Annotated in this window: 17 protein-coding genes; 6 read left to right on the top strand and 11 right to left on the bottom strand. The window is 72.2% G+C overall.

What is annotated here, in order from left to right:
* Positions 1-13: 13 nt before the first annotated feature.
* Positions 14-535: a toxin-antitoxin system HicB family antitoxin gene (locus ALLO2_RS14810; protein ID WP_035732780.1), complete on the bottom strand. Its 522-nt coding sequence runs from the start codon at positions 533-535 to the stop codon at positions 14-16.
* A 257-nt stretch (positions 536-792) separates the two neighbouring features.
* Between ALLO2_RS14810 and ALLO2_RS14805 the strand changes: the two genes are divergently transcribed.
* Together ALLO2_RS14805 and ALLO2_RS14800 are read left to right on the top strand one after the other, a co-directional pair.
* Positions 793-2,379, top strand: a complete 1,587-nt coding sequence (locus ALLO2_RS14805) for a serine/threonine-protein kinase (protein ID WP_369808165.1) — start codon at positions 793-795, stop codon at positions 2,377-2,379.
* A gap of 309 nt (positions 2,380-2,688) precedes the next feature.
* Positions 2,689-3,846 (top strand): glycerophosphodiester phosphodiesterase, encoded by a 1,158-nt coding sequence (locus tag ALLO2_RS14800; RefSeq protein WP_232235113.1) that lies wholly within the window; start codon positions 2,689-2,691, stop codon positions 3,844-3,846.
* Positions 3,847-3,897: 51 nt separating this feature from the next.
* Here ALLO2_RS14800 and ALLO2_RS14795 read toward each other — a convergent pair whose 3' ends face one another.
* The 4 genes from ALLO2_RS14795 to ALLO2_RS14780 form a co-directional block, all read right to left on the bottom strand.
* Positions 3,898-4,296 (bottom strand): NUDIX hydrolase, encoded by a 399-nt coding sequence (locus tag ALLO2_RS14795; protein WP_011436843.1) that lies wholly within the window; start codon positions 4,294-4,296, stop codon positions 3,898-3,900.
* A gap of 204 nt (positions 4,297-4,500) precedes the next feature.
* A complete protein-coding gene (locus ALLO2_RS14790; RefSeq protein WP_035732778.1) occupies positions 4,501-5,658 on the bottom strand; it encodes an acyl-CoA dehydrogenase family protein in 1,158 nt (385 codons plus the stop codon).
* An 83-nt stretch (positions 5,659-5,741) separates the two neighbouring features.
* Positions 5,742-7,001 (bottom strand): CaiB/BaiF CoA-transferase family protein, encoded by a 1,260-nt coding sequence (locus ALLO2_RS14785; protein ID WP_198031012.1) that lies wholly within the window; start codon positions 6,999-7,001, stop codon positions 5,742-5,744.
* Positions 6,998-8,212 carry an MmgE/PrpD family protein gene (locus tag ALLO2_RS14780; RefSeq protein ID WP_035732813.1) on the bottom strand — a complete coding sequence of 405 codons (1,215 nt, stop codon included), beginning with the start codon at positions 8,210-8,212 and terminating at the stop codon, positions 6,998-7,000. The genes ALLO2_RS14785 and ALLO2_RS14780 overlap by 4 nt, the downstream gene beginning before the upstream one ends.
* Before the next feature lie 416 nt (positions 8,213-8,628).
* On the opposite strand from ALLO2_RS14780, the gene cysK reads away from it, so the two are divergent.
* Positions 8,629-9,558 carry a cysteine synthase A gene (gene cysK / locus ALLO2_RS14775; RefSeq protein ID WP_035732776.1) on the top strand — a complete coding sequence of 310 codons (930 nt, stop codon included), beginning with the start codon at positions 8,629-8,631 and terminating at the stop codon, positions 9,556-9,558.
* Between the two features lie 6 nt (positions 9,559-9,564).
* A complete protein-coding gene (cysE, locus tag ALLO2_RS14770) occupies positions 9,565-10,299 on the top strand; it encodes a serine O-acetyltransferase (protein ID WP_035732774.1) in 735 nt (244 codons plus the stop codon).
* A 187-nt stretch (positions 10,300-10,486) separates the two neighbouring features.
* Here cysE and ALLO2_RS14765 read toward each other — a convergent pair whose 3' ends face one another.
* The 6 genes from ALLO2_RS14765 to ALLO2_RS14740 form a co-directional block, all read right to left on the bottom strand.
* Positions 10,487-11,536, bottom strand: coding sequence for a protein phosphatase 2C domain-containing protein (locus ALLO2_RS14765; protein WP_035732772.1), 1,050 nt, complete (start codon positions 11,534-11,536; stop codon positions 10,487-10,489).
* Positions 11,533-13,692 carry a serine/threonine-protein kinase gene (locus ALLO2_RS14760; RefSeq protein WP_023840263.1) on the bottom strand — a complete coding sequence of 720 codons (2,160 nt, stop codon included), beginning with the start codon at positions 13,690-13,692 and terminating at the stop codon, positions 11,533-11,535. The genes ALLO2_RS14765 and ALLO2_RS14760 overlap by 4 nt, the downstream gene beginning before the upstream one ends.
* A gap of 137 nt (positions 13,693-13,829) precedes the next feature.
* Entirely contained in the window at positions 13,830-14,861 is a 1,032-nt protein-coding gene (locus ALLO2_RS14755) for a glutamate ABC transporter substrate-binding protein (RefSeq protein ID WP_011436835.1), read from the bottom strand.
* 4 nt (positions 14,862-14,865) lie between these two features.
* Positions 14,866-16,152: a hypothetical protein gene (locus ALLO2_RS14750; protein WP_035732768.1), complete on the bottom strand. Its 1,287-nt coding sequence runs from the start codon at positions 16,150-16,152 to the stop codon at positions 14,866-14,868.
* 120 nt (positions 16,153-16,272) lie between these two features.
* Entirely contained in the window at positions 16,273-17,547 is a 1,275-nt protein-coding gene (locus tag ALLO2_RS14745) for an EAL domain-containing protein (RefSeq protein WP_232235112.1), read from the bottom strand.
* 80 nt (positions 17,548-17,627) lie between these two features.
* Positions 17,628-18,497, bottom strand: coding sequence for a LysR family transcriptional regulator (locus ALLO2_RS14740; RefSeq protein WP_011436832.1), 870 nt, complete (start codon positions 18,495-18,497; stop codon positions 17,628-17,630).
* Between the two features lie 327 nt (positions 18,498-18,824).
* Between ALLO2_RS14740 and ALLO2_RS14735 the strand changes: the two genes are divergently transcribed.
* Together ALLO2_RS14735 and ALLO2_RS27325 are read left to right on the top strand one after the other, a co-directional pair.
* A complete protein-coding gene (locus tag ALLO2_RS14735; protein ID WP_023840265.1) occupies positions 18,825-19,682 on the top strand; it encodes an acyl-CoA dehydrogenase family protein in 858 nt (285 codons plus the stop codon).
* A gap of 148 nt (positions 19,683-19,830) precedes the next feature.
* Positions 19,831-21,030, top strand: coding sequence for an ABC transporter substrate-binding protein (locus ALLO2_RS27325; RefSeq protein ID WP_051875287.1), 1,200 nt, complete (start codon positions 19,831-19,833; stop codon positions 21,028-21,030).
* The last annotated feature ends 7 nt before the right edge of the window (positions 21,031-21,037 follow it).

Below are 21,037 nucleotides of genomic sequence, written 5' to 3'. Positions count from 1 at the left end.
AACGCCGGCGCGGCTAACGCACCCAGCCGCTGTAACGCAGTCCCATCTGCTGGCCTGCGTGCGGACCGGTGCGCCGCCCCGCGGCACCGGGGTCGAGCGCGGCGCAGACGGCGTGCACCAGCCAGGCGTTGACGGACAGTCCTTCGTGCTCGGCCGCTTCATCGATGCGCGGTTTGAGACGCTCGGGGACGCGTAGCGTGATCCGCGAGGTACGTCCCTCGTCGTCCTCTGGAGCGGCGGACGGTTGCCTGACCACGGCGGCCTCGAAGTCGTCCGCATCCGAGTGGTCGGCCGGCGGTGGCGTCACGACAAAATCAGGGTCCCGCCCACGCAGGCGTACCTCGACCGAGCCCGGTGCCAACTCTCGGGTGATCTCGTCGGCGGCGGCCGACAGCGCCTCCAGCAGGGCGAGCCTGACGGCCGAGTCCAGCGGCAGGGCGAGCCGCTCGGCCAGCGCGCGGGCGTCCTCACCCCCGGCTTCCGCGGCTGCCGCGAGTTCCCGGCGGAGGTTCTCGACATACGGTGCAAGGTCCATGACGCCATAATGGCGCCAAGTTGACGTCATGTGCAAGCTCTGGTGGCCAGTAAGACGTCACAGACGCGGTCGCGGATGCCGTCATGGACGCCGTCGCCTCGGCTGTCCGGCCGGTACGGCCGTCGGCGGGGCGGTCGCGCACCCTCGTCGCGTGCGACGACTACGAAAAGTAGCGATCGTCGGGGTGCTCTCGTCACCGTCGCAGGCCTCGGCGATAGTGGGGCGACCCGCTCGGTGGCGGCGGTGAGCAGACGGGGGTGGATGTGCCGGGCGACGCGCACGGCGTCAGGATGCAGCCGCCGCGGGCCACGGATCCGGGGTCGCTGGGCCGGCACCGGGTGCTGGGCAGGCTCGGTGCCGGCGGGATGGGNGTGGTCTACCTGGCCGAGGGNCCCCTCGGCCAGGTCGCGGTCAAGCTGATCCGACCGGAGTACGCCGACGATCCGCAGTTCCGGGCGCGATTCCATCGCGAGGTCCAGGCGTGTTTCCGGGTCGGCGGTGCCCACACCGCCCGGCTCGTCGACTTCGAGCTGGAGGCCGAACGTCCATGGCTGGCCACCGAGTTCGTCGACGCCCCGGACCTCGCCGCCCAGGTCGCGGCGGCCGGCCCCCTGTCCACCGGGGAGCAGATCATCCTGGCGGCCGGGCTCGCCGAGGCGTTGGCGTCCATCCACGCGGCCGGCCTGATCCACCGCGATCTCAAACCGTCCAATGTGCTGTGGACCGCGGACGGGCCGAAGGTCATCGACTTCGGGATCGCCGCGGCGGCCGAGGCGCGCCCGCTGACCGCGGTGGGCGGAGTCGTCGGCACGCCCGGGTGGCTCTCGCCGGAGCAGGCCACAGGCGGGGNGGNCACCGCGGCCAGCGACGTGTTCGGCTGGGGGGCCCTGGTCTGCTTTGCAGCCACCGGCCAGCCGCCGTTCGGCAGCGGCTCCGCCGACGCGGTGGCGTCGCGGATCGCGGCCGCCGAGTTCCAGATCGACTTCGACCGGCTCGCTCCGGAGCTGCACGCGCCCGTCCGCGAGGCACTCGACCGCCAGCCGCCGCAACGGCCCACCGCGCTCGACCTGTGCGAGCGGCTCGTCGGTCACGCCCGGGGGGCGCGGATCCCGGTGACGCGCGTCCTTCCCGACGCCGCCCGGACACCCACCCCACCGGCTGCACCGCAGATCCCGGCTGCACCGCAGATCCCGGCTTCATCCGAGCCGCGGGCACGCCGTCGCCGTCGCTGGCTGTTGGTGGGCGCCGGCACCGTCGTGATCCTCGCGCTCGCGGGGGCGCTCGCCGCCGTGCTGGTGATCGGGGGCGACAACTCGAGCGCGGACAACTCGGCGAGTGGCCGGCAGTCCTTCACCGCCGACGCGCCGTGGCGTCTCGCGATCATCGACCAGATCGAGGGCACCGACAACGGGTGCACGATCACCGTGACCAGCGACAGCACCGGCGAGCAGAAGGCGATCAAGGAGGTCTACGGCGCGAAGACCTTCCAGGTACCGCTTGTCGGCGGCTTCCACTGGCGGGCCAACGACCCCGGGTGCTCGGTGACGGCCCGCTCCGGATCGGGGACGGCCGTCCTGCCCTTCGCCCAGCAGGCCGGCACCGGCGACACCGACGCGTTCGAGGTCGCCTCGGGCCTTGTCCGGGTCGAGGTCGTGGACTTCGCCGGCTCGGACGACTGCGGGCTGCAGCTCCACGACGCCGCCGACGGCCGGGAGATCAGCTTCGGTACCGCGGCCCGCGGCGGTCCGCCGTTGCTGCTGGACCCGAGCGGACGCACCCAGGTCTACCTGGCCAACCTCACCTGCGGTGTCCGGGTGTCGGCCGCCCCGGCAGCCCCGGGCTGAGCGGGTTCTGTTCCCCGCTGCCCGGCACAGCACCGTAGCGGCCCGTACCGACCGGCCGGCTGTAGGGCCGCTCGTGTCACCGCGGTCCGCACGCTGACGGAGGCGGGCTGACCGAGGTCGTCACCGTTGCGCGCGGCTGATGGTTACGGCCGGCTGTTCGTGCGCCAGGTTCATCAAAGTGCCATCTGGGCGACCACGGCGGGTAACACGTGGTCCGTTCGTTGGTCGGCTGTTTCCGGTTGGCTTTATGGGCGCTCCGTCGGCGAGGGTCGTCGCCGCTGCGCTGGAGGACTTGTGGACCGTCGTCGCGTGCTCGCGGGGATCGTCGCAGCGCCTTTCGCCGCCGTCCCTCTCCTCGTCCCGGTAGCCGCGTCGGTCGCCCCGGCGGGCGCCCTTGGTTCCGGCGGTGGCCAGCGTCGCCCGACACTGGTGATCGGGCATCGGGGAGCGGCCGGCTACCGCCCGGAGCACACCCTGGCCTCCTACGAACTGGCCGCCCGGTTGGGTGCCGACTTCGTCGAGCCGGACCTCGTGTCCACCAGGGACGGCGTCCTGGTCTGCCGGCACGAGCCGGAGATCGGCGGAACCACCGACGTCGTCGCGCATCCCGAGTTCGCCGCCCGCCGGACGACGAAGATTCTCGACGGCGTCGCGACCACCGGCTGGTTCACCGAGGACTTCACCCTGGCCGAACTGAAGACGCTGCGCGCCAAGGAACGGCTGCCCGAGGTCCGCCCGCGGAACACCAGGTACGACGGCCAGTCCGAGATCCCGACGTTCACCGAACTGCTCGACCTGCGCGCCCGGCTGTCCCGGGAACTCGGCCGCGAGATCGGCGTCTACCCGGAGACCAAGCACCCGACCTACTTCGCCAAGGCCGGCCTGCCCCTGGAGCGGCGGCTGCTGGACATCCTGGTCCGGTACGGCCTGAACCACCGGGGCGCGCCGGTGTACGTCCAGTCCTTTGAGACCACGAATCTCTGCGAGCTGCGCACACTCGGCCTGCGCACGGCCTCGGTACAGCTGCTGTCCGCCACGGGCGCACCGTTCGATCTCGTCAATGCCGGCGACCCGCGGACGTACCAGGATCTGTCGACGCTGGCCGGGCTGTGGCAGATCGCCCGCTACGCGAACGGCATCGGCCCGGACAAGCTTCAGATCATCCCCCGGGCCGGGGACGGGACGCTGGGTACCCCGACCTCCCTGGTCACCGACGCCCACGCCGCCGGGTTGGTGGTGCACCCGTACACCTTCCGCGCGGAGAACACCTTCCTCCCGAAGGACTACCAGGTGGGCGCCAACCCCAGCGACCTCGGCCGGGCCGTCGACGAACAGGTTGCCTATCTCAAGACGGGCATCGACGGGCTGTTCACCGACCAGGCCGATATCGGCGTCCGCGCCCGGGCCGTCGCCGCCGGCCTCCCGAACCCCGGNCCCCCNCCGGCCGGCCACCACGCCACTCAATGACCCGCCCCACAATGACCCGCCGGCAGGTCCGCCTCGACATCGGACAGCCGGTTAACCGAGGGTCGGAAGCACCCGTTCGAAGAATTCGTGGTGACCGGCGAACGTGAGCTCCAGCCGGGTGAACTCGTGCGGCGTCACCCAGCGGGCGTCGCTCACCTCGCCCGGGTCGAGGATCAGTTCCTCGTCGGATCCGACCTCGGCGGTCCACCAGTGCAGCTGGTAGCTGCCGTCGTCGGTGTCGCATTCCCAGACCTTCGCAAGGGGGGTGACCGCCAGCCCCACCTCCTCACGGACCTCGCGAACCAGCGCCGCCGCCTGGCTCTCGCCGGGCTCGATCCGGCCGCTCAGCGGAGCCCAGTAGCCCGGTCTCCGCGCCTGCGGCCCACGCCGGATGACCAGTACGCGACCGGCCCTCAGCAGCACCGCGACCACGGCCTGCCGTTTGCCCACCGCCGCCGTCACGGGAACCAGTGTAGGGAGGAGGCCGACGTCGCGACGGAAAAGTGTGGAGGGTTGAGTGTGGAGGGTTCGGCACGGCCCGCAGGTCGTGAACCGTGCCTGACCCTCCGCGGTTCAGCCGGCACCATGATCGGGAGGATCGCCGGACGTCGCCGGGTACGGACGGCGGCGATGCTGGTCAAGGGATGATTCCCATCAAGGGGTGATTCCCCCTCGGGCGACGAGCTGGGCGGCGATGACGTTGCGCTGGATCTCGTTGGTGCCTTCGCCGATGATCATGAGTGGGGCGTCACGGAAGTAGCGTTCGACGTCGAACTCGGTGGAGTAGCCGTAGCCGCCGTGCACCCGGACCGCGTTGAGCGCGATCTCCATCGCGGTTTCCGAGGCGAACAGCTTGGCCATCCCGGCTTCCAGGTCGCATCGGTCGCCGGCGTCGTAGCGGTCGGCGGCCAGGAGCACGAGCTGGCGGGCAGCGGTGTACTTGGTGGCCATGTCGGCGAGGTAGTTGCCGATGGACTGGTGTTTCCAGATCGGCTTGCCGAAGGCCTCGCGTTCCTGGGCGTAACGCAGTGCGTCGTCCAGCGCGGCGCGGGCGACACCGAGGGCGCGGGCGGCGACCTGGATCCGGCCGATCTCCAGGCCCTTCATCATCTGCGCGAATCCGCGGCCTTCCTCACCGCCGAGCAGCGCATCGACGGGGACATGGTAGTCATCGAAGGACAGCTCACAGCTTTCGACGCCCTTGTAGCCGAGTTTTGGCAGGTCTCTGGACACGGTGAATCCGTCGCCGGGTTCGACGAGCAGGATGCTGATGCCCTTGTGCCTGGGCTCGGCTTTCGGATCGGTCCTGCACAGCAGCGCGATCAGCTGGGAGCGGCGGGCGTTGGTGATCCACGTCTTCGACCCGTTGACCACGTAGTGCTCACCGGCGCGGCGGGNGCTGGNGGTGAGGGCCTGCAGGTCGGAACCTCCAGCGGGTTCGGTCAACGCCATCGTGGCGCGGATCTCACCGCTGGCCAGTGCGGGCAGATAACGCAGCTTCTGCTGCTCGGTGCCGAAGGTGAGGATGAGTGTGGAGACGACGGTGTGGCCACCCATCGCGCCGGCCAGGCTCATCCAGCCGCGGGCGAGCTGCTCGGTGACCTGGACGTAGCAGGGGGTGGAGACGGCAACCTCGCTGTAGGGTTCCGGAATGGTCAGGCCGAAGATGCCGAGCTTTTTCATCTGCTCGATGAGCTTCTCGGGATAGTCGTTGGCGTGTTCCAGGTCCCGGGCGACCGGGCGGACCTCCCGATCGACGAAGTCGCGCACGGTGTCGACGATGGCTTTTTCTTCTGCGGTCAAGGTACTCACGCCGGGTCCTCTTCGGCTGGTCCTCTTGGATGGCTCTTGGATGGCTGGTCCTCGTTGGATGGGGGGCCGGGGGTCGGCGGAGGTCAGATGACGCCGTCGGCACGGAGCGCGGCGATGGCGGTATCGGTGCGGCCCAGGCTGCGCAGGATGGTGTCGGTGTGTTCGCCGAGGGCGGGAACGGGGTTCATCACCGGGTCCAGGTCGGTGAGGGTGGCCGGAGGCAGGAGGGCACCGATGTCGCCGCCGGGGGTGGCAACGGTGCGCCACCGGTCGCGGCCAGTCAGGACGGGATGGTCGAGGAAGTGGGCGACGGAGTTCAGTCGGGCGTTGGCGATACCGGCTTTGGCCAGCAACGCCAGCACTGTGCCGGTATCGAGCGCGGCGAATCGGTCCGCGATCACCCCGTTGAGGGCGTCGCGGTGGGCGACGCGTGCGGAGTTGGTCGCGAAGCGGTGGTCCTCGGTCAGGGTCGGGTCGTCGAGCACGATCCGGCAGAAGGCGTGCCATTCGCGTTCGTTCTGGATGGCCAGCAGCACCGTCTGGTCCTCGGCGGTGGTGAACGGGCCGTAGGGGGCGATGGTGGCGTGCTGAGCGCCGACCCGTGCCGGTTGCCGCCCGCCGTACCGGGTGTAGTAGGCCGGTGAACCCATCCACTCGGCGAGGGCCTCGAACAACGATACCTCGACCGCGGAGACCGACCCCGTGGTGGCGCGCCGGTAGAGGGCGGTGAGGATGCCGGTGTAGGCGTACATGCCGGCGGCGATGTCGGCGACCGAGATCCCGGCCTTCGCCATCTGGTCCGGGCTACCGGTCAGCGACACGAGGCCGGTCTCGCACTGCACGAGCAGGTCGTAGGCTTTCCGGTCGGCCCAGGGCCCGTCGGTACCGTAGCCGGAGATCGTGCAGGGGNTCACCCGAGGGTGCCGGTCGGCCAGGGACGAGGCGTCGAGGCCGAGGCGAGCGGCGGCGCCGGGGCCGAGGTTCTGCACCAGCACGTCGGCCCTGGCCAGCAGCTCCTCCAGAACCGCGCGCCCCTCGGCGGTTTTCACGTCCAGGGTGAGGGATTCCTTGGAGCGGTTGAGCCACACGAAGTAGCTCGACTGGCCGTGCACCGACACGTCGTAGCGGCGGGCGAAGTCGCCGCCGTCGGGCCGTTCGATCTTGATGACCCGCGCGCCGAAATCAGCCAGCTGGCGGGTGGCGAACGGGGCCGCGACGGCCTGCTCCAGGCTGACCACGGTCACCCCGGCCAACGGCAGCGGGACGTGCGGCGAAGGGGAGTCCGGGGCGGCGCCCGGCGCAGTGCGGTGCCGCTGGTGCTCGGTCATGTGGTGCTCGGTCACGTCAGGCCGCTCCTTTGGCCAGGCAGGTGGTCTGCCAGCAGCGTCGCGGCACGCGCCCAGTCCAGTCCGGTCAGCAGCGCGGGAACGTCGGGGCCACAGTCGGCGATCTTGGCGCGCAGGTCCTGGTCCGAAGGTGGCCGCCCGGGCGACCCGGGTGGCAGCCGCTGGCTCACCGAGTACCGGGCGCCACCGCTGAGGGTGAGCGTGATATCGATGCGGCCGGAGAGCAGCCCGTCACCGCCCGGGGTCTCGGTGACGGCTACGAGCTGGAGCAGACGCTGGGCTTCGGGTCGGGTCACGGCGAGGTCGGTGAAACTCCCGAAGCCGGGATGGGGGTCTAGCAGTGCGGCGGCGATGGCATATTCAAGGCTGAACTTCCCCTGCAGCCCGGTGCGGGGCCGATGGTGGATCAGTGGCTGCACCGCGCCCTCGGGTGTGCTCACCTCGATCGCGGTGATGCCCGAGGCGACGACGTCGGCAGGCAGGTGCTCGCGCAGCGCGCTGATCGGGCGTTGCAGTGCGTAGCAGCAGGGAAAAATCTTGATCGCCAGCCCGCCGGGAACCGCCGGGCCGGTCACGTCGATGCGGTCCGGGTCGCCGCCGACCAGTCGGAGCCATGCATCCAGCGCGGTCGGATCCGCGGTGGCGCCGGCGGCGGCCAGCCTCGCCGCCCGAACTCCCGCGTCGGCGGCGAAGCCGACCTGCAGGGACTTGCCGGCGGAACCGAATGCCCGCTGCACCCCGCCGGCCGCGGGAACCGAGAGCGCGATCGCGGTGGCGATCCGCTCGGCCGACAGGCCCAGCGCCACCGACGCGGACACGGCGGCGGCCGGCGCCCCGGCCGTACAGGTGGCGTGCCATCCGCCGGCATAGTGCGACCAGCCCAGCGCCACCCCGAGCCGCGCCATCATCCCGGCCCCCGCCAGGTAGGCGCGGGCGTCCCCNCCGACGGCCAGCGTCGCGGGGNCGCACACCACGCTGATGTGGGTGGTCGACTCCAGGTGCAGGTCGTCGAAATCCAGGACGTGCCCGACCGCCGCCCAGCGCGCCGCGTCCGGCAGCCCGGCCGACAGCGCCACCAGATCGTCCTGCCGGGCGGCGAGCGTGACCGCTATCGTGTCGAGCAGCGAGCGCTGCGCCAGGTCGAGGTCCGCGGCACTCGGCGCGTAGTCGTGCGCCCACCGGGCCAACGTCTCGGCGGTCGGTTCCATCCACAACTCCCGACTCCCGCCAGCGCGGGGCCACACCTGGATCGCCCGTGTCTGGATCGCCCGTGTCCGCGGCGCACATACCCGTCCGGAGAATAATGTACGGCTAATAGTGATCGGTGACTCGCTGAGCGGCATGGTCACCGTGGAGTCCACCCAGGCACTCGCTGCCGGGGGGTTGATGGCTGCCGGGGGTTGATGGCTACTGTGCGCCTGGCCTGAGGCGCCGGTACAGGTACGCCGGTACAGGTACGACGACCCGGCGGGCCGGGGCTTCCGGATGTTGGCCCGGGGGACCTGTGGGCCTAACTTTCCCGGCCGTGGACGAACCAGCAGGCCCGTCGAGGTCGTCAGGAAGGTCGGGAAGGTGCGGGCCTGGCAGAGTGGATGACCACGGGGCCCGGCAGAGGAGAACATCGATGAGGATCGCGGAAGACATCACGCAACTGATCGGCAACACGCCGCTGGTCCGATTGCGTCGCGTCACGGACGGAGTGGGAGCCCAGGTCGTGGCCAAACTGGAGTCCTTCAACCCGGCGCACAGCGTGAAGGACCGTCTCGGTGTGGCCCTGATCGACGCCGTGGAGCGGGCCGGGCTGATCGGGCCGGACACCGTCATCCTCGAACCCACCAGTGGGAACACCGGCATCGCCCTGGCCATGGTGTGCGCCGCCCGCGGCTACCGCTGCGTCCTGACGATGCCTGAGACGATGAGCACCGAGCGGCGGATGCTGCTGCGGGCCCTCGGCGCGGAGCTCGTGCTCACCCCCGGTGCCGAGGGCATGCCCGGCGCCATCGCGAAGGCGGAGGAGCTCGCGAAGAACGACGAACGGTACCTCATCCCGCAGCAATTCGAGAACCCGGCCAACCCGGCGATCCACCGCGCCACGACCGCCGAGGAGATCTGGCGCGACACCGACGGGCAGATCGACGTGCTCGTCGCCGGAGTCGGCACCGGCGGGACCATCACCGGCGTCGCCCAGGTCATCAAGGAGCGCAGGCCCGAGGCCCGGTTCGTCGCCGTGGAGCCGTCGGCATCGCCGGTGCTCTCGGGCGGCGTGAAGGGACCGCACCCGATCCAGGGCATCGGCGCCGGGTTCGTCCCGCCGGTCCTGGAGACCGGCCTCGTCGACGAGATCATCCAGGTCGATGGTGAGGNCNCCTTCGNCCTGGCCCGCCGGCTGGCCCAGGAGGAGGGACTCCTGGTGGGCATCTCCTCGGGCGCGGCGGTGTCGGCGGCGCTGCAGGTAGCCCGCCGCCCGGAGAACGCCGGGAAGCTGGTCGTCGTCGTGCTTCCGGACTTCGGCGAGCGCTACCTGAGCACACCGTTGTTCGCCGGGCTCGGGTGACCGGCTGTGCTCTCGACGCTGCGCCATGACCTGCGCACGGTGAAGGAACGGGATCCGGCCGCCCGCTCCACCCTCGAGATCGCCCTGTGCTATCCCGGCGTGCACGCCGTCTGGGGCCACCGGATCAGCCACTGGCTGTGGACCCGTGACCTGCGGCTGCCCGGGCGCGTGGTTGCCACGCTCACCCGCATGCTCACCGGGGTCGAGATCCACCCCGCCGCCACGCTCGGCCCCGGCGTCTTCATCGACCACGCCACCGGCGTGGTCATCGGGGAGACCGCCGAGGTCGGCGCCGACGTCACGATCTACCACGGGGTCACCCTCGGCGGCACCAGCCTGGAACCGACCAAGCGGCACCCCACCATCGGCGACCGAGTGATCATCGGTGCCGGCGCCAAGGTTCTCGGCAACATCACCGTCGGCTCGGACAGCCGCATCGGGGCCAACGCCGTCGTCGTGCGGCCCGTGCCGCCCGGCTCAGTGGTCGTTGGCGTCCCCGGCCAGGTCATCACCCCCAGCCGTCCCCGGCCGGCCACCGCCCTGCCCGGTCAGGACGACGTGCTCCCCGACCTCGTCGGCGTCAGCCTGAAGTCCCTGCTCACCCNGGTCGACCAGCTGGAGGCGGTGCTCGACGGGAACACCGGGAACACCGACGGCCGCGCCGACGGGCGGGTCGCAGCCCGTCCCACGATCCGCCCGCCCCAGGCCGGTGTGTGGCACGGCGAGGACTTCTCCATCTGATCAACAACCTTAATCAACGACCTTAATCGGCGACCTGATCAACGACCTGATCAACGACCTGATCGGTGACGCCCCTGGCTCGACCGGTGTCCCTGGGGATCCGGTCGAGCCAGGATTTGCCGGCAAAGCATGCGTCGCCATAACCACTTGATTCCGTCGGTTTAGACCTCGCAATTCTGGAGCTGAGTCAGAATATGTCGATGACGACCACGGTGATGTTGTCCGCGCCGCCGGCGGCCAGCGCCACCGAGGCGAGATGGTGGGCGACCGCGGCGGCGGGCGCGTCCGCCGGCAGGCGCCCGACGTGACCGGCGAGGGCCGTGGCGGCCGAGGCGTAGTTCCACAGCCCGTCGCTGCACAGCACCACCCGTCCCGGCCCGGTGAGGGGCAGCGAGACGACGCGCGGTACCGCCGACCCGCTGCCCGTCCCGATCCAGTGGGTGATGGTGTGGGCGCCGGGCGCCGTCTCGGCCAGCTCGGCCGGAAGCAGGCCGGCCCGCACCGCCTCGGCCGCCAGCGTGTCGTCCTCGGTCAGCAGGTGCGCGCCCCGCGGGCCGAGTAGGTAGGCTCTGCTGTCCCCGAGCCAGCCGACGGCGAGCCGGTCCGCCGTCACGATCGCCGCGACGAACGTGCAGGCCGGCGCGTCGTCGGGGCTGGTGATCGAGGCGACGGCGCTGCGCTGGGCGGCCGCGGCCGCCGCCCGCAGCGCGGCGTTCTCCCAGGGGACGCCGCCGCCCGTCGGCTCGGGAGACCTCGGCGTGCCCACGGCGTCGGCCAGGAAGGCGGTGGCGTCCCGGGCAGCGGCCACGGCGGCCGGTCCCGAGCCGGGAGCCGTCGACNCCCCGTCGCACACGACCGCCACGACCGCCGGGCGGGCCGGGCCGGGCAGGTCGGCTGGATAGGCCGGGCCGGCTGGCCCGGGTGGGCCGACGACGGCGAGGGCGAACCCGTCCTCGTTGCTCCGGTGGACGAGGCCGCGGTCCGACACGCCGGCCGCGATCGTCAGGTCGACATCGATCCGGTCGCCGGGCTCGCGGCCGGCCGCCGTCAGGGCCACGCCGCAGCGTTCGCAGAACCGGTCGTCGGGAAGGACCGGCGCCGCGCAGCCGGGGCAGCGTCCCGCCGTGCCGGGGTCCGCCGTGCCGGGGTCCGCCGTGCCGGGGTCCGCCGTGCCGGGGTCCGCCAGGCCGGGGTCCCGTGGCCCCGACGCCGGTCCCGGCCGCTGTCCGGCGTTCATACCAGGGTCCGCGGGCGGACACGGTTGGCGAGGTCGACGAGGGCGTACCGCTCGTCGGTGGTCGCGGCCAGCCGGGCGAGCTCCCGGTAGGCGCGTTCCAGGCCGAAGCGCAGGTCCGCTTCCCGCAGTGCGGCACCGGCGACCGTGACGCCCGGGTCCACCGGGAGCGTGCCGGCCGCCACCAGGTCGAGCGCGGTGGTCAGCAGATCCCGGGTGAGAGCGGCCCGGCGGCCCGAGTCGAGGTCCAGGCCGGCCAGCACGTCCGACGCGGCCATGATGCCGGCCCGGTTGGGGACGCCGGCCACGGTCACCGTGCCGAGTACCCGGGCCAGCCGGATCTGGGCGTCGACGTGGGCGGCCGAGGCCGGTGGTACCCGGCGGTAGGCGGCCACCGCACCGTCGCGGTTGCCCGCGGCGATCCGCACCCGCGCCAGCCCGAACGCCGCGCCGGTGAACGCGTCGTCGGTGCGCGACACCAGGTCATACAGCTGCTGCGCCCGGGGGAGGTCGCCGGCGGCCTCCGCGGTGCGCGCCAGCGCCAGCTTCGGCGCGAGCTCGCCCGGGACCTCGTCGTAGACCCGGTCGAACGCGCCGCGGGCCGCGGCGGTGTCGCCGTCGGCGAGTGCCAGCAGCCCGCGCTGCCAGTCCACCCGCCACTCGAAGGGGTCCTCCGCCTCGATCTCGGCGAGCATCTCGCGGGCGGCGGCGGTCCGGCCCAGGCGCATCCGCAGGTCGGCCAGGTGCAGGCGCGCCCCGACGCTGGTGGTTCCCATCGCACCGAGCAGCTCGGCGAGCTGCTCGGGCGCGAGGTCCGGCAGGGCGGTGAGCGGGTCCGCCGCCGGGTCGTCGGGGTCGGCCCGTAGCCGGGGCAGCACCGACCACGGCGGCAGCGCGGTGAGGCCACCTTCGCCGGTGAGGCCACCTTCGCCGGTGAGGCCACCTTCGCCGGTGAGGCCACCTTCGCCGGTGAGGCCACCTTCGCCGGTGGGGTGGAGGTCGCCGGTGAACCGCCGGCTCGGCGCCGGCGCCGGGGCCGGTGTCCCGCGTTCGGCCGCGACGATCTCCCGCAGCACCCCCAGCAGTTCGTCGTGCATCTCCTCGGCGCCGGTGAAGCGGCGGTCGGGATCGGGCGCGGTCGCCTTGAGCAGGAACCGGTACAGCGACTCGTGCCGGGCGAGGACGGGATGGTCCGCCGCCGGTGGCATCGTGTGCAGGTAGGTCGAGGTGTTACCGCGGAAGTCCAGGATGAGGGTCGCGAGAGTGCGTCCCACGGCGAACAGGTCGGAGGCGACCGAGGGGCCGGTGGTGGGCACCTCGGGTGCCTGGTAGCCGAGGGTGCCGCAGCCGGCTCCGGCTACTGCGCCGTCGTCGATGCGACGGATCGCGTCGAGGTCGATCAGGCGCGGTGTCTCCCGGCCGAGCATCACGTTGTCGGGTGTGAAGTCGCCGAACACCAGGCCGTTTCGGTGCAGGTAGGCGAAGGCGGGCAGCGCCGCGAGGAGGTAGGCGACGGCCTGGGTGACCGGCAGCGGGTCGGGCCGGCCGGCGTCGGCCCGACGCCGGCACAGCACCTCCCGCAGCGAGGTGCCGCCGATGTACTCCATCACGATGTAGCTCGTGCCGGCATGCTCGACGAAGGTGAAGATCCGCACGATCGCCGGATGGTCGACGGAGGCCAGGAACCGGCGCTCGGCGATGGCCGCGGCCTGTGCCTCGCGGTCGCCGGAGTCGAGCAGGCCCTTGAGCACGACCCAGGAGCCCTCCGCGACGCTCGGGTCCCGGGCGAGGTAGATCCAGCCCTGGCCGCCGTGCGCGAGGGCCCCCGCGATCTCGTACGGCCCGACGCGGTCACCGGCGTGCAGCGTGGGACGGAACGAGAACGGCTGGCCGCATCCCGGGCAGAAGCCCTCGGGACGCGCGGGCCGGCGGCCCCGGGCGCGTCCCACCGGCGCGCCGCACCCGGCACAGGCCCGCCGCCGTTCCGGGATCTGCGGGTCCGCCAGCAGCATCGACGCCGGGTCCGGCACGTCGGGCTCGGGCACGTCGGGCTCGGGCACCTCGACCAGACCCGCGCCCAGCCGGCTCGGTGCGGTCCGCGACCCGTCCTCGACGACGCCGCCGCAGTCCGGCTCCGGGCAGGGGATGACCGCGTTCACGCACGCTCCTCGGTTGAGATCGTGGTTGAGATCGTGGTTGAGATCGGGGTTGAGGTGAGGGGTGGGCGAGGGGGAGCGCCCCCCGAACGCAGCCGGGTCAGGACCGCGTCCATCTCCCACCGAGAGATCATCATCGGTCAGTCCCGGTAGCGGGCGACCGGTGGCGTCGGCGGCGGGGCGAACGGTGCCGACAGCCACCGCCGGGCCAGCCGTTTCCAGGTGCCGTCGGCGATCGCGCGGGCCAGCACGCCGTTGACGAAGCGGGTCAGTTCCGGATGGTCGAGGCTGACGGCGACCGCGTCCGGCTCGTCCGACAGGGCCGGTCCGACAACGTACAGCCGCGGGTCCTGGGCGGCCATCCCGTTGAGGATGGCCGTGGTGGTCATGACGGCGTCGACCTCCCCGGCCTGGAGCAGCACGAGGCAGTCGGCGATGTTCGGCACGGTGCGCAGCACCGGGCGCGACGGTGCCCGCCGGATGGTCGCCGCCGCGCCGGCCGCCGCGCCGGCCGCCGTGCAGACCCGTCGCCCACCGAGATCGTCCATCCCCTGGTACGGCGAGTCGCGGGGGACCAGGACCCGTTGCGTCTCGTTGTAGTAGACGGCGGAGAAGTCCACCAGCGCGCGCCGCTCGCAGTTCGTCGTCATGGTCGCCACGACGACGTCGACGGCGCCGTCGCGCAGGACCGGGATGCGCTCGGCGTAGGTGACCGCGCGGAACCGCACGTGTCCGTCCGCGCCGAAGATCCTCCGGCCGACCAGGTTGGCGATCTCCACGTCGAAGCCCTCGAACTGGCCGGTGAACGGGCTGATCGACCCGAAGGGCGGGACGTCGGCCAGCACCCCGGCGATGAGGTAGCCGCGGCGTTCGATCGTCTCCAGGACGGTGCCCGTGGGCATCGCGCCCGGCGAGGGCAGCCGGCCCGGCGGGCGCCAGCTGGCCTGCGGATCGTCGCAGGTGGGTGTCGGCGTCACGGCCGCGGCGGCAGGCGTGAGGGCGGCAGGCGTGAGGGCGGCGGGCCGCGGGGGCGTCGGCGTCGCGGGGGCCAGGGGTCGGGCCTGGGCCGGCAGCGGACTGTCGACCGTGCCGCAGGCGGTGACGCCGACCGCCAGGGCGACGGTAATCAGTACCGTCACCGCTCGCGCCGTCGCGACCCGGATGATCATCATCGGCTCACCGGTAGTCGTTGATTCTCAGCTGGATGCCGACGAAGGCCAGGGCCGCGGCGAGCCCGAGCGCCACGGTGGCGCCGAGCGGCAGGCGGTTCAGCGCCTCGCCGGCGGCGGACAGGCGCGCTTCGAAGCGGGTACGGCTGGTCGTGAACACCGCTTCCGAGGCGTCGTCGAACCGGGTGAAGGAGGTCGTGCCCTCGCCGAGCGCCACGGCCACCGCCTGCTGGAACCCGCCGACATCGGACACCAGGTTACCGACCCGCAGGCTTGTCGCCTGGTATCCGCGCCAGGCCGGTTCCAGGGCGGCGCGGGCCGGGCCGTCCGGGCCGCGCAGGGCCACCGTCGCCGGCAGAACCCCGGTCCCGCTCCGGCGCCCCCTGTCGTCGTAGCCCAGTCGGGCGGCCGCGGCGCGGGCGTCCTCGTCGAGTTCCACGCCGTTGCCGTGGGCGACCAGCGACAGGCTTTCGTCACCCCATGCCCGTAATGCCAGCACCCGGGCCTGCGCGGTCAGCGTCATCGGGACGTACCCGTGGTCCCGGCTTTCGACGAGACGGCCACGTTCCACGCCGAACGCGGTCAGCGTCAACCCGAGGATGATCGCGGTGAGCGCCGTGGCGGCGAGCAGCGGCAGATTGAGGATCCGGTGGGTGCGCCGGAACAGCCGCACCTGCAGCGCGACGAGCCCGGCGAGCGTCGCGGCGCCGACGGCGCCGACCAGGAACACCTGGTGCCAGGAGCTCGCCCGCCGGTAGCCGTGGTCGATGTCGGTGGCGTCGGCGGTGGCCAGCGCGTCGGCGGCGGGCAGGATGGTGTCCCGCATCAGCGCGGACGCCTGCCGCAGGTAGGCCCCGCCGACGGCGAGGCCGAGCCGGTTGTTCGCCCGGGCCCGTTCGACCAGGCCGGTGTAGACGGGCAGTTGCGCGCAGAGCACGGCCAGGGGCTGGCGCGGACCACCGGCGCGGGCGAGATCGACGACGCGGTCGCCCGCCGCGGCGATGCTGCGCGCGTAGGCGGCACGCTGCCCCGGTGGTTCGACGCCGCCGGCGAGGAAGGCACGGGCCGCCGTGGCGTCCGCCGCCCAGAGCTCGGCGCGCAGGCTCTGGGCGGCGATGAAGGACGCGCCGCTGTCCTTGGTCAGGGTGTCGATCGCGTGCCGGCGGGTCTGCGTGGCGCCGAGGGCGGNGACCCACAGTGCGACGAGCGCGAGGACCACGAGCACGGACAGCAGGCGCAGCCGGCCCGGCGGGGTCGCCGCCCGGCGCCGTACCCCCGTAGCCACCGCGGTCATGGCTGGTGAGCGTATGGCCTGCGCAACCGCCGGGTAGCCACACTGTCACCTTGGCGTCACCCCGGCTGGTACCTCGTGCTGGCGCTGCGGCTGTGGGGCCAGCCGGTAGCCGCCACGGGCTCAGCCGAGCCGCCGGGAGGAGGTGGCCGGCACCGGTTCCGGTTCGGCGGCCGTCGGCCGGTGCGCGGAGTGCTCCACCCAGGCGGCCCCGGCGGTCGTGGTGGGATGGCCGAGCAGGTAGCCTTGGCCGTAGGGGATCCCGGCCGCCATCGCCGTGTCGAGCTCCATCGGGGTTTCGATGCCCTCGGCGATGACGCAGCCGCCGATCTCGCCGGCGACCTGCACCAGTCCCGTCGCGATGGCGCGCCTGGCCGGATCGGTGTCGATCCCGTGGGTGAGGACCCGATCCAGTTTGATGATCTCCGGGCGCAGGTGGATGAGCTGTTCCAGGCCCGCGTAGCCGGTGCCGACGTCGTCGATCGCGATGCGGACCCCGCGGCGGCGCAGCACGCCGACGGCGACCAGCAGCTCCGAGTCGTCGCCGATGTGCTCGTGCTCGGTGATCTCCACGATGAGGCGATCGGCCCCCCGGTCGGGAAGGATGTCGACCAGGCCGGAGGTGATGGTGGACGGCGAGGCGTTGACGGCGAGGGTGAGGTCGGACGGGAGCGTCGGCAGGACGGTCAGCGCGTGGCGGATCGCCATGAGTTCCAGTTCGATGCTCAGGCCGACGGTTGCGGCGTCGTTGTACCACTGCTGCGCATCGCCGGTCGTGTGGGGGAAGCGGGACAGCGCCTCGACCCCGACGATCCGCTCGTCCGTGAGCCTGAAGATCGGCTGGAAGATCATCTTTGGGCCGCCCGCGTCGATGAGGTCGCTCACCTCCTGCCAGATGCGGCGTCGCTGTTCCCACAGGCGGTGCAGGTCGAGGACCGCGTCGCTCAGGAAGGCCGCCAACAGGTGCAGGAAGTGCACGTCGCGGTCGCGTGGGTGGGGGAGCGCGTCGTGGGCGAGGCAGCCGACTATGCCGTACACCTCGCCGTCGTTGTCGGCGACCGGCGCCGCGGCGTACGCGCCGACGCCCAACTCGCGGACGACGCCCGCGTCCGCGGTGCGCGGATCGGTGCGCGTGTCCGCGACGATCTCCGGTATCTCGCCGGACAGCACCCGCCCGAGCAGGGCATGCTCGCGGCGGATCGTCGAACCCGGCGCCAACCTGAACCCCCGTGCGTCCCCGCTGAGAACCTGCAGGACAAGCAGATCCCCGTCGATCCGGGCCAGCCCCGCGACGTCCATCCGCAGATGCCGGCGCAGGATCTCGAGGAGATCCGTCACTACTGTGTCCGGCTGTGTGACGCCTGCCGGCGGGCCCAACGTCGACAGCGCATCCGTCATCCGGACCACCTCCATGTTCGGCATGCCCGAAACCACCCGCTGTCATGCCGGGCCGGAGCGCTGTCATGCCGGGCCGGAGCTCAGGCCAGGGCGGCCTCGACGGCGTCACCGACCAGCTGGCCCAGCCGCGGTGGCGCTCCGCGACGCACGCGCACGTGCAGGGGTTCGGGCGCAACGGCGGGCAGGTCGTGGCGCCGTTCGAGCCCCGGGGGAACCGGCCCGACGTCGGCGAGCAGAGCCACCCCGACCCCGGCGCGGGCGGCGTGCAGCACACCGGCGAGATGGCCTGCCTCACCGACCACCCATGCCGTGCGCCCGACCCGCGCCAGGGTGCTCAACGCCTGGCTGCGAATGGTGCAGGGATCGTTGATCGCCACGAGGGGCAGCGGCCGGTCCGGCGGCGGAGGAGTCCAGCCGGCGGCGGCGTACCAGGCGAGGGGAAGGCAGCCGGCGGGGCGGGCCACCGCGCCCCGTGCCGTTCCCAGGAGCACGGCGACGTCGACGGCACCCTGGTCGAGGGCCTCGGTGAGCCGGGCTCCCCGGTCGAGGCGGAACCGGATCTGAGCCTCGGGAAAACCGGTGGTCAGGGTGGACATCCACAACGGCAGCAGATGGTCGGCGGCGTGCTCGGTCGCCCCGACGGTGATCGTCCGAAGCTCCGCGGGCGCGCCGCCCTCCCGCCGGCCGACCCCCAGCTGCTCGAGCGCGCCGTCGTGCAGGGCGAGGATCCGCCGGGCCGCGGTCAGGAGCAGCTCACCATCCGGAGTGAACCGGGTGGCGCGACCGTCCGGCTCGACCAGCGGGCGGCCGATCGCCTTCTCCAACCGGCGGACATGCTGGCTCACGGCGGACTGCGAGATACACAGCAGGTGCGCGGCGCGGCGGAAGCCCCCGCAGTCGGCAATGGTGACGAAACTTCGCAAAGCCGTTACATCGAGCACGGGGGACACGGGCGCACTATAACACGAATTGATTACGTTTCGTGATTAGTTTGATCACGAATCCGCGTTGGACATCGGTTGGAAAAGGCACCACTCTCAGGAACATGGTCGGCAGGTCGAGCGCATCCGAGTATGGGCTGGTCATGGCGTACGGGCTGGTCACGGCCCGGGCCGGGGCCTGCCGTCGGGCGCGGGACCCGCTCGGCCGGTGCGTGCTGACGCGGCGGCGAGTCGTCGACTTCGGGATCCTCGCATCCTCCTGCTGTCGCTGCTGTTGACGCGGTCCTCGCCGCCCGGCCCGACGGCGCTGCGCTCCCGACGGCGCTGCGCTCCCTGATGACCGTCTTCCAGCACGTGCGGCAGGCCCGCGATCCCTTCTGGCCCGACGATCTTTACCGGACGATGATCGCCGACTCGCTGACCCGGCCGGTCCTGCTCAACGCCGTCCGGGCCGAGCCGGAGCTGGGCGCCCCGGTCCGCGGCGGACTGCCCGCCACGAAGATCCGTCGTACCGCCGACGGTTGGGTGCTGACTGGGCACAAAGGCTACGCGACGAGCTCGGAGGGCCTGAGCTACCACCTGGCATGGGCGGCGACCGAGGACGACGACCCGTTGCTGGGACACGCGATCGTGCCGGCTGACAGCCCCGGAATCCGCATCGTGCGCACCTGGGACCACTTCGGGCTGCGGGCAAGCAGCACCCACGACGTGATCTACACCGACGTCGAGATCCCCACCGGGAACTTCCGGGGGGTGCCCCGCTCCGCCCAGCCTGCCGACACGAGCCTGGCCGCCGTCACGATCGGCGCCACCGCCCTGTATGTCGGGGCGGCGCGGGCCGCACAGGAGTTCTTCGTGCGCTTCGCGAACGAACGCGTTCCGACGTCGCTGGGCCGGCCGATCGCCACCACCGAGCGGATCCAGACGATCGCCGGGGAGATCGAGGCGCAGCTCGTCGCCGCCGAGGAGGTCGCCTTCGGGGTGGCCCGCCGCTTCGATGAGGGCGCGCCGGACGCCGCGGAGCGTGCGGTGCTCGCGAAGCCCCTCGTCGCCCGGGCCGCCATCACCGCCGTGCAGACCGCCGTCGCAGCCATCGGCAACCCCGGCCTGACGCGGCACAACCCGCTCGAACGGCACCTGCGCGACGTGCACTGCGTCCGCGTCCATCCCCCCAGGAGGACACGGCGCTGCTGATCGCCGGTCGCCGGACCCTCGCCACCGCAGCTCCCGCTGTGCGGTCCCCTGCCCCGCCCGCACCACCCGAATCGACGCCGACCTCGTCGTCTCGTCCAGGAGCACCTCCAGGAGCACCTCCAGGAGCACCTCCAGGAGCACCATCACCATGACTACCCCGACTACCCCGACTACCCCGACTACCCCGCACCGGCACCGAACGACGCGAAGGCTGGCCGCAGCGGCCGTCTCCGTCCTCACGACCGTCACGCTCGCGGCCTGCGGGAACGGCGGCGGCAGCACGGCGTCGGGCGGGACCCCCGTCCCCGGCGGGCGGCTGAAGATCGCCTTCTGGTCGGACCTCCAGAACTGCGTCGACCCCAACCAGGTGTACTGGATAGAGACGCGCAGCCTCGACCGGAACATCGCCGACTCACTGACCGATCAGGATCCCAGCACCGGGAAGATCGTTCCCTGGCTGGCCAACAGCTNGACGGTGAGCCCCGACGCCAGCGAGTACACGTTCTCGCTGCGTAAAGGTGTGACCTTCAGCGACGGCACCACGCTCGACGCGGCTGCGGTGAAGACGGCCTTTGACGGGTTGCACGCGCTCGGCGCCAAGTCGACGCTGGGCCTGAGCTACCTGGCGAACTACAAGGCGACGACGGTCGTCGACCCCACCACGGNGAAGGTCGCCTTCAAGGGCGCCGCCCACCTCGACGGCATCGACGTCACCTACATCGCCGAGGACAGCGTCCGCGTCGGCCTTGACGATCCCGTGCCCGGGCAGTACTTTCGCCCCCTCTGGGACGCGCTGCACCTCGACTTCGGCCTCTCGCTCACCCAGAACACGACCGTCGGCGCGCTGCTCGCCGACAAGCTGCCCACGACCCTCGCCCTCGCGGCGGTCGCCGTCGTGCTCATGGCGGTGCTCGGCGTCACGGTCGCCTACCTCGCCAGCTACCTCCAGTGGGGGCCGGCGCGGGCGCTGCTGCCCCGGCTGCCCGCCGTCGCCATCTCGCTGCCGCCCTTCTTCGTGGGGCTGCTGCTCATCCAGATCTTCGCCTTCTCCCTCGGCTGGTTCCCGGCCACGGGCACGGACGGGTGGCGCAGCCTGGTGCTGCCCGCGCTGACCCTGTTCGGCGTCCTCGTCGGCCACATGGTGGCGAACGCCGTGGTCGTCGAGACCGTCTTCTCCCGCAGCGGCATCGGGCTCCTGGCCCAGCAGTCGGTCCTCAGCCAGGACGTGCCTGTCGTGCAGGCGATCGTCCTGATCGCCGCGGCCCTGTTCGTCACCGTCAACCTGCTCGTCGACCTGCTCTACTCGCTTCTCGACCCACGCGTCGCGTGGACGCCCCGGGTCAACTAGGCAGGAA

Source organism: Frankia sp. Allo2, from assembly GCF_000733325.1.
GTDB lineage: Bacteria > Actinomycetota > Actinomycetes > Frankiales > Frankiaceae > Frankia > Frankia casuarinae.
The sequence above is the reverse complement of the archived record's forward strand: the minus strand, read 5'-3'. Positions and strand labels throughout refer to the sequence as shown.